The sequence below is a fragment of the Streptomyces sp. NPDC057010 genome, assembly GCF_042673805.1.
Classification (GTDB): domain Bacteria; phylum Actinomycetota; class Actinomycetes; order Streptomycetales; family Streptomycetaceae; genus Streptomyces.
The window spans coordinates 1-8,273 of the sequence record NZ_JBHUSC010000103.1 but is presented as its reverse complement, the minus strand read 5'-3'; the positions used below and the strand labels follow the sequence as shown (position 1 = coordinate 8,273).

Genomic DNA, 8,273 nt, shown 5'->3' with positions numbered 1-8,273 from the left:
ACCCGCCCGGCCGCGGACGGCGCGGCCACCCCGGACACCGAGGCCCCGGCCCGCCCGCCGCGGCGCACCCGCTCGGTGGCCGACGGCTCGGCCAGCCAGGCGGCAGCCCCGGCCGAGCCGACGCAGACCCCGGAAGCGGAAGCCCCGCCCCGCCCGCCGCGGCGCACCCGCTCGGTGGCCGACGGCTCGGCCAGCCAGGCGGCCGCCCCGGCCGGTGACGAGGCGGCCGCCCCGGCGCGCCGCCCCGCTCCCCGCAGCGCGGACGCGCCGTGGCACGACCCGAAGCCCGCCTTCGACGAGTCCCCCGCGCCGGAGGCAGAGGCAAAGCCGGAGCGACCGGACGCCGTACCGGACCCCGAGACCAAGACCGACCACCCCACCCCTGACAACGGAGGCGACGCGTGAACGACGTCCTCGACGTCGCCCTGCGGCTGATCGTCGTCTTCGCCGTCTTCCTCGTGCTCCCGCTCGTCGTCGGGCAGACCGAGCACAAGGTGATGGCCCACATGCAGGGCCGCCTCGGCCCCATGTACGCCGGCGGCTTCCACGGCTGGGCCCAGCTCGTCGCCGACGGCGTGAAGTTCGCGCAGAAGGAAGACGTCGTCCCGGCCAACGCCGACCGCCGGATCTTCCAGCTCGCCCCCGCCGTCGCCCTGCTCCCGTACCTCCTCGTCCTCCTCGCCATCCCCATCGGCCCGGGCAAGGGCGCCGTCGGGCAGGTCATCGACGCGGGCCTGTTCTTCGTGCTCGCCGTCATGGGCGTCGGAGTCCTCGGCTCCCTCATGGCCGGCTGGGCCTCCGCGAACAAGTTCTCCCTGCTCGGCGGCCTCCGCACGGCCGCGCAGCTGCTCGCCTACGAGCTCCCCATGCTGCTCGCGGCCGCCTCCGTGGCCATGGCGGCCGGGACGGTCTCCCTCCCCGGCATCGTCGAGTCCTTCCAGTGGTGGTGGCTGCCCTGGCAGATCGTCGGCGCCCTGGTGTTCTTCACCGCCGGCCTCGCCGAACTCCAGCGGCCCCCCTTCGACATGCCCGTCGCCGACTCCGAGATCATCTTCGGCGCGTACACCGAGTACACGGGACTGCGCTTCGCGCTGTTCCTGCTCGCCGAGTACGCCGGCATCGTCGTCCTCTGCGCCCTCACCACCGTCCTCTTCCTCGGCGGCTGGCAGGGCCCCTTCGGCGCCGACGGCCTCGGCTGGGTCTGGACCCTCCTGAAGACCGCGGTCCTCGCCTTCGTCGTGATCTGGCTCCGCGTGAGCTACCCGCGGCTGCGCGAGGACCAGCTCCAGAAGCTCGCCTGGACCACACTCATCCCGCTCGCGCTCGCCCAGATCGCGCTCACCGGCATCGTGAAGGTGGCGATCCAGTAATGCCCATCCCCGGATCCGGCCTCGCCAAGGGCCTGGCCGTGACGCTGCGCACGATGACGAAGCGCTCGCACACCGCCCAGTACCCCGAGGTCCAGCCGTCCCTCCCGCCCCGCTCCCGCGGGGTCATCGGCCTGTTCGAGGAGAACTGCACGGTCTGCATGCTCTGCGCCCGTGAGTGCCCCGACTGGTGCATCTACATCGACTCCCACAAGGAGACGGTCCCGGCCGCCACCCCCGGTGGCCGCGAGCGCAGCCGCAACGTCCTCGACCGCTTCGCCATCGACTTCTCCCTGTGCATGTACTGCGGTATCTGCATCGAGGTGTGCCCCTTCGACGCCCTCTTCTGGTCGCCGGAGTTCGAGTACGCGGAGACCGACATCCACGAGCTGACCCACGAGCGGGACAAGCTCCGCGAGTGGATGTGGACCGTCCCGGCCCCGCCCGCCCTGGACCCGGCCGCCGAAGAACCCAAGGAACTGGCCGCCGCCCGCAAGGCGGTGGAAAAGGCCGAAGCCGCCGCCGCGGCAGCCGCCGCCCCCGAAGCCGCCCCCACCGGCACCGGCACCGGCACCGGCCCTGGCACCCCCACCGGCACCGGCCCCGGCACCCCCGCCGGCTCTACGCCCGGCACGGGCACGGGCACGGGCTCCGAGCCCGCTCCCGGCGATGCGCCCGGCACGGGATCCGGCACGGGAACCGGCACCGACGCGGCGGGAGGCGACGCCTGATGCTCACCGCCCACCTCGCGGCCACCGCCCAAGGCAACGGTTTCCTCTCCCCGACCGGCGTCGAGATCGCCTTCGTCCTCGTCGGCCTCGCCACCCTCGGCGCGGCCCTCGTCACCGTCGGCACCAAGCAGCTCGTGCACGCCGCCCTCTGGCTCGTCGTCACGCTCGGCGGCATCGCCGTCGAGTACCTGCTGCTGACCGCGGAGTTCATCGCCTGGGTCCAGGTCCTGATCTACCTCGGTTCCGTCGTCGTCCTCCTCCTCTTCGGGCTGATGCTCACCAAGGCGCCCATCGGCCGCTCCCCGGACGCCGACTCCGGCAACCGCTGGGTCGCGGCCGCAGTGGCGACCGTCGCCGCCGTCGCGCTCGTCTGGGTCGTCGTCGACGCCTTCCGCACGACCTGGATCGACCTCGACGGCCCGGTCCAGGGCTCCACGAAGGTCTCCGGCGAGATCCTCTTCCAGCACTGGGTGCTGCCCTTCGAGGCGCTCTCCGTCCTCCTCCTCGCCGCCCTGATCGGCGCCATCGTGCTGTCGCGCAGGAACAGCCCCGCCGAAGACGCTGTCGCCGGCGCGAAGAAGGGTCAGCGCTGATGCACCTCGCCTATCCCGCCGTGCTCGCGGCGCTCCTCTTCTGCACGGGCCTGTACGGAGTACTGGCCCGCCGCAACGCCATCCTGGTCCTGATGTCCGTCGAGCTGATGCTCAACGCCGTCAACCTCAACCTGGTGGCCTTCGACGTCTGGCTCCGCGACACCCTGCACGCCGGCCAGGCCCTCACCCTCTTCACCATCGCCATCGCCGCCGCCGAGATCGGCATCGGCCTCGCGATCGTGCTGATGGTGTACCGGAACCGCGGCACCTCGGACGTGGACCGCCTGCGCGACACCGCCGAAGGCCACGAGCCCGACCGGACCGACGACATCACCGCCCGGCCGGAGGTCGCCGCGTGAGCACCACGACCCTCGCCGTCCTCGTCCCCCTCCTGCCCTTCCTGGGCGCGGTCGCGGGACTTCTCTTCGGGCGCGGCGCCCCCGGATTCGTCCGGCCCCTCGCCATCCTGCCGACACTGGCGGCCGCCGTACTGGCCGTGGTCGTCGCCGTCCGCCACGGCGGCGGCAAGGCGATCGACACCGCCACCGAGCTGACCCCGACCGGCTCCGTCCCGATCGAGCTCTCGCTCCACCTGGACGGCTTCGCCGTGCTGGTCGCCGTCCTGGTCGGTGTCGTCGCCACCTGCGTACAGCTCTACTCGACGGCGTACCTCCGCGAGGACCCGCGCTACCCGTCGTATGCCGCTCTGGTCTCACTGTTCACCTCCGCCATGCTGCTCGTCGTCTACTCAGGCGACCTGATGGTGCTGCTGGTCGGCTGGGAGATCATGGGTATCTGCTCGTACTTCCTGGTCGGCCACTACTGGGAGACCGAAGCGGCCCGCTCCGCCTCCCTGAAGGCCTTCCTCGTCACCAAGCTCGGCGACGTCCCCTTCCTCATCGGCCTGTTCGCACTCGCCGCCGACGCCGGCTCCTTCCGGATCACCAAGATCCTGGGCACCGTCGCCGCCGGCGGGCTCGACCACCCGACGCTGATCGCGCTGCTCCTGCTCGCCGGAGTCGCGGGCAAGTCCGCGCAGTTCCCGCTGCACACCTGGCTCCCGGACGCCATGGCGGGCCCGACCCCGGTCTCCGCGCTGATCCACGCCGCGACGATGGTCGCCGCCGGTGTCTACTTCATCGCCCGGCTCCTCCCCGTCTTCGCGGCCTCCCGTGCCGCGCTGGTGGTCATGGCCGTCATGGCGGCCGTCACGATGGTCGGCTCCGCCCTCGCCGCCCTGGCCCAGGACGACATCAAGCGCGTCCTCGCCTACTCCACGGTCGGCCAGCTCGGCTACATGACCGGTGCCCTGGCCGTCGGCGACCGCGGCGCCGCCGTCTTCCACCTCCTGTCCCACGGCGCCTTCAAGGCGCTGCTGTTCCTCGGCGCGGGCGTCATCATCCACGCCGCCGGTACGAACTCCCTGGCCGCCATGTCCCGTATGGACGGCCTGGCCAAGCGCATCCCCGACGCCTTCTGGACGATGACGATCGCGCTCCTCGCGCTCGCCGCGATCCCGCCCTTCGCCGGCTTCTTCTCCAAGGAAGCCGTCCTCGTCGCCGCCGAGCACACCGCCACCGGCCACTCGGAGTTCGCGCCCAGCACCGCCGGCTGGATCGTCCTGGTCGCCGGTGTGCTGACCGCCCTGCTCACCGCCGCCTACGCCACCCGGCTGTGGCTGATGGCCTTCCGCGGCACGGGGGCCCCCGCCCCCGACCACGGCAAGGAACCCGTCACCATGACCGGCGTGCTGTGGCTGCTGGCGGTCCCGTCCATCGGCTTCGGCCTCGCGGCGGGCCCCCTCGCCGACTGGTTCGACGGCGGACAGCTCACCCCGACCCTCACCACCTCGCTCCTCGGCACCGGAGCAGCGGCCATCGGCGCCATGCTGACCTACGCCCTCTGGCAGCGCGCCACCGTCCGCGCCGCGGCCTTCGCGGCCGCCGCCGCGCCCGCCAACGGCCTCGCGGCAGCCGCCGCCGTGGCCGCCACGGTCGCCGAATCCGAGGCCGAGACCCCCGAGGTCGCCGAGGTCACCCACGACCACCCCGCCGTACCGGCCGGCCCCGCCGCCGACCCCGGCAAGGCGCTCCTCGGCCCCCTGCACCGCCACGCGGCGGGCGGCTTCCACCTCGACGCCGTCTACGACCGGCTGTTCGTACGCCCCGTCCGCGCGGCCGCGAGCCTGGTCCGCTTCCTCGACCGCGAGGTCGTGGACACGTACGTCCGCGGCGCGGGCACCGGCCCCCGGCTGCTCGGCAGCCTCGTACGCCGGGCCCAGACCGGCAACGTGCAGAGCTACCTGAGCGCCCTGCTCGCCGGCGCCGTGGTCCTGGCGATCGCCACCGCCGTCCTCGCCAACGTCAACGCCGGATCGTGAGCCGTGAGTCAGCCGTGATTGATATCAGCCCGTCCGTGATGCAGTTCCTTCTGGCGTTCATCGTGGTCGCCCCGCTCCTCGGCGCGGCCGCGGCCCTCCTGCCGCCCCCGCCCGGGCTCAAGGGCCGCAGCCCCGAGCAGGCCGTGCTCCGCCACGGCGTGACCGTCACCGGTGTCATTCTCGCCGCGGCCATCGCCCTCACCCTGGGCTTCGACCACGACACCCCGTCCCGTTTCCAGGCGACGACGGACATCAGCTGGATCCAGGCGCTGAACGTCCGGATCCACCTCGGCATCGACGGCATCTCGCTCCCCCTCCTCCTGATGACCGCGCTGCTGTTCTTCCTCTGCGCGCTCTACAGCTACTTCAAGCTCCCCGCAGGCCCCTCCCCGAAGGCCTTCGTCGCGCTCCTGCTCGTCCTCGAATCCGGCACCCTCGCGACCTTCGCCGTCCTCGACCTGCTGCTGTTCTTCCTCGCCTTCGAGATGGTCCTCATCCCGATGTACTTCCTCATCGCCCGCTGGGGCGGTGCTCAGCGGCAGGCCGCCGCCTGGAAGTTCATCCTCTACACGCTCCTCGGCTCCGTGGTCATGCTGCTCGGTCTGCTGCTGATCGGACTGAACAGCGGCACTTTCGACATGGTGGCACTCGCCTCTGACAACGGGCGCGAACTGACCCACACCACCCAGCTCCTGGCCGTCCTCGCCATCGGCATCGGCCTCGCCGTGAAGACCCCGATGTGGCCCCTGCACAGCTGGCTGCCGGACGCCCACACCGCCGCGCCCACCGTCGGATCCGTCCTGCTGGCCGGCGTCCTGCTCAAGATGGGCACGTACGGGTTCGTCCGCATCCTGCTCCCCGTCACCCCCGACGGCATGGCCACCTTCGCCCCCTACCTGGGCGCCCTCGCCGCCATCGGCATCGTCTACGGATCCCTCGCCTGCCTCTCCCTGGCCCGCAAGGGCAACAAGGGCGACCTCAAGCGCCTGATCGCGTACTCCTCCGTCGGCCACATGGGCTTCGTGCTCCTCGGCATCGCGTCCATGACCCCCACCGGGGTCAACGGCGCGCTCTTCGCCAACATCGCCCACGGCCTGATCACCGGCCTCCTCTTCTTCCTGGTCGGCGCCCTCAAGGACCGCTACGGCACCGCCGACCTCGACACCCTCGCCGGAGCCACCGGCGCCGCCCTCTACGGCCGCGCCCCCCGCCTCGGCGCCGTCCTCGCCTTCGCCGCCGTCGCCTCGCTCGGACTCCCCGGCCTGGCCGGCTTCTGGGGCGAGATGCTGGCCCTCTTCGGCGCCTTCGACCCCGCAGAGGGCCTCTCCCGCCCCGCCTTCCTCACCTACATGGCGATGGGGGCGTTCGGCACCCTGCTCACCGCCGCCTACCTGCTGATCGTCGTACGGCGCGTCTGCATGGGCGACCCGAAGGCCGGCCCCGAGCTCGCCCTCGCCGACATCCAGCGCTACGAGCTCGCCGCCTGGACCCCGCTCGTCGCCCTCACCGTCCTCGCCGGCCTGTGGCCCGCGGTCCTCCTCGGCCTCACCGATCCGGCCGTCCAGAAGCTCCTCGCAGGAGGCAACGCATGACGGCCCTGTACGCCGCAGCCCCGGCCGCCGACGCCGCGAGCCTCGTCCAGAGCGTCGACTGGCTCGCGATCACCCCCGTGGTGCTCACCGCCACCGTCGCCCTGGTCGTCCTGCTCGCCGACCTCTTCGTACCGGAACGCCGCAAGCCGCTCCTCGGCTGGATCTCCGTGGCCGGACTGGCCGCCGCGACCGCCGCCCTGCTGCCGCTGCGCGCCGGCGACCGCGCCACCTTCTGCCTCACCGGCGACCCGGCCGCGTGCAGCTACACCGCCGACCACTTCGCGCTCGTCGTCCAGTTCCTCGTCCTCGGCGGCGCGCTGATCACCGCCCTGCTGTCGGTCACCGCCGTCCGCGACGCGCGCATGCCGGCCGGCGAGTACTGGTTCCTGCTGCTCTCCTCCGCCGCCGGCGCGGCCCTGCTGCCCGCCTCCCGCGACCTCGCCACCCTGATCGTCGCCCTCGAGGTGGCCTCGCTGCCCGCCTTCGCCCTCGTCGGCATGCGCCGCGGCGACCGGCTCTCCTCCGAGGCCGCCCTCAAGTTCTTCCTCTCCTCCGTCACCGCCACCGCCGTGTCCCTGATGGGCGTCAGCTTCGTCTACGCCGCCACCGGCTCCCTGCACCTCGGCCAGGTCGCCGACCGCCTCGAGGACGTCCCCGGGCAGCTCGACACCCTCGCCATGGCGGGCGTCGCGCTCACCCTCGTCGGCTTCGCCTTCAAGACCGCGGCCGTCCCCTTCCACTTCTGGGTCCCCGACACCTACGTCGGCGCGCCCCTGCCCATCGCCGGCTACCTCTCGGTGATCGGCAAGGCCGTCGGCTTCACCGGCCTCATCCTCGTCACGGTGATCGCCTTCCCGGCGTACTCCGAGATCTGGGGCCCGGCCCTCGCCGTGCTCGCCGCGCTCACCATGACCCTCGGCAACGCCGCCGCGCTGCGCCAGTCCGCCGACCGTCCCAACAGCGCCGTACGGCTGCTCGCCTGGTCCTCGGTCGGCCAGGCCGGCTACCTGCTGGTCCCGATCGCCGCGGCCGCGTACGCCGAGCGCGACCAGATCGGCTCCACCGTCGCCTACGCCCTCATGTACGCCGCCGTGAACCTCGGCGCCTTCGCCGTCGCCGCGCTCGTCGCCCGTACGAAGCCGCTGCACCGCATCAGCGACTACCGCGGCCTGTACGCCGAGCGCCCGCTCGCCGCCCTCTCGCTGGCCTTCTTCCTGCTCTGCCTGGCCGGCCTGCCCCCGGGCATCATCGGCCTCTTCGCCAAGGTCACCGTCTTCCGCTCCGCGGTCGACGCGGGTCTGGGCTGGCTCGCCGTCGTCATGGCGGTCAACGTCGTCATCGCCCTCTACTACTACCTGCGGTGGACGGCACTGCTCTTCCGCGCTCCGGAGGGCGCAGAGACTGGGGCCGAGACCGCTCCGGAGACCCGTACGACCGCCCCCTGGCCGGTCACGGCGGCGATCGTCCTCACCGCGGTCACGGCGGTCGTCCTCTCGGGCGCCCCGCAGCTGGTCCTGCGCTTCGCGACGGGCACCCTCTTCCCGCAGTAGCCCCGTACGCGCCAACCCGTACGGCGCAATGCGCACCGCGGCCCGGCCGCCCCGGCACCC

The 8,273-nt window shown here is 72.6% G+C and carries 7 protein-coding genes and 1 pseudogene; all 8 read left to right on the top strand.

Translation table 11 applies throughout. From position 1 onward, the window contains the following. Window positions 1-405 (top strand): annotated as a pseudogene (locus tag ACFTXQ_RS36025) (NADH-quinone oxidoreductase subunit C); the annotation flags it as partial. Then, window positions 402-1,370, top strand: coding sequence for an NADH-quinone oxidoreductase subunit H (locus ACFTXQ_RS36020; protein WP_382649740.1), 969 nt, complete (start codon window positions 402-404; stop codon window positions 1,368-1,370). The pseudogene ACFTXQ_RS36025 and the gene ACFTXQ_RS36020, both read left to right, overlap by 4 nt. Beyond that, entirely contained in the window at window positions 1,370-2,098 is a 729-nt protein-coding gene (locus ACFTXQ_RS36015) for a NuoI/complex I 23 kDa subunit family protein (protein ID WP_382649737.1), read from the top strand. The genes ACFTXQ_RS36020 and ACFTXQ_RS36015 overlap by 1 nt, the downstream gene beginning before the upstream one ends. Continuing rightward, window positions 2,098-2,691 (top strand): NADH-quinone oxidoreductase subunit J, encoded by a 594-nt coding sequence (locus ACFTXQ_RS36010; RefSeq protein ID WP_382649734.1) that lies wholly within the window; start codon window positions 2,098-2,100, stop codon window positions 2,689-2,691. Before ACFTXQ_RS36015 ends, ACFTXQ_RS36010 begins: the two co-directional genes overlap by 1 nt. Further along, window positions 2,691-3,050: an NADH-quinone oxidoreductase subunit NuoK gene (nuoK, locus tag ACFTXQ_RS36005; protein WP_382649732.1), complete on the top strand. Its 360-nt coding sequence runs from the start codon at window positions 2,691-2,693 to the stop codon at window positions 3,048-3,050. Before ACFTXQ_RS36010 ends, nuoK begins: the two co-directional genes overlap by 1 nt. Beyond that, window positions 3,047-5,071 carry an NADH-quinone oxidoreductase subunit L gene (locus tag ACFTXQ_RS36000; protein ID WP_382649729.1) on the top strand — a complete coding sequence of 675 codons (2,025 nt, stop codon included), beginning with the start codon at window positions 3,047-3,049 and terminating at the stop codon, window positions 5,069-5,071. Before nuoK ends, ACFTXQ_RS36000 begins: the two co-directional genes overlap by 4 nt. Before the next feature lie 38 nt (window positions 5,072-5,109). Continuing rightward, complete coding sequence (locus tag ACFTXQ_RS35995) at window positions 5,110-6,663, top strand: NuoM family protein (protein ID WP_382649742.1); 1,554 nt, start codon at window positions 5,110-5,112, stop codon at window positions 6,661-6,663. Next, window positions 6,660-8,213, top strand: coding sequence for an NADH-quinone oxidoreductase subunit N (locus ACFTXQ_RS35990; RefSeq protein WP_382649726.1), 1,554 nt, complete (start codon window positions 6,660-6,662; stop codon window positions 8,211-8,213). The genes ACFTXQ_RS35995 and ACFTXQ_RS35990 overlap by 4 nt, the downstream gene beginning before the upstream one ends. The last annotated feature ends 60 nt before the right edge of the window (window positions 8,214-8,273 follow it).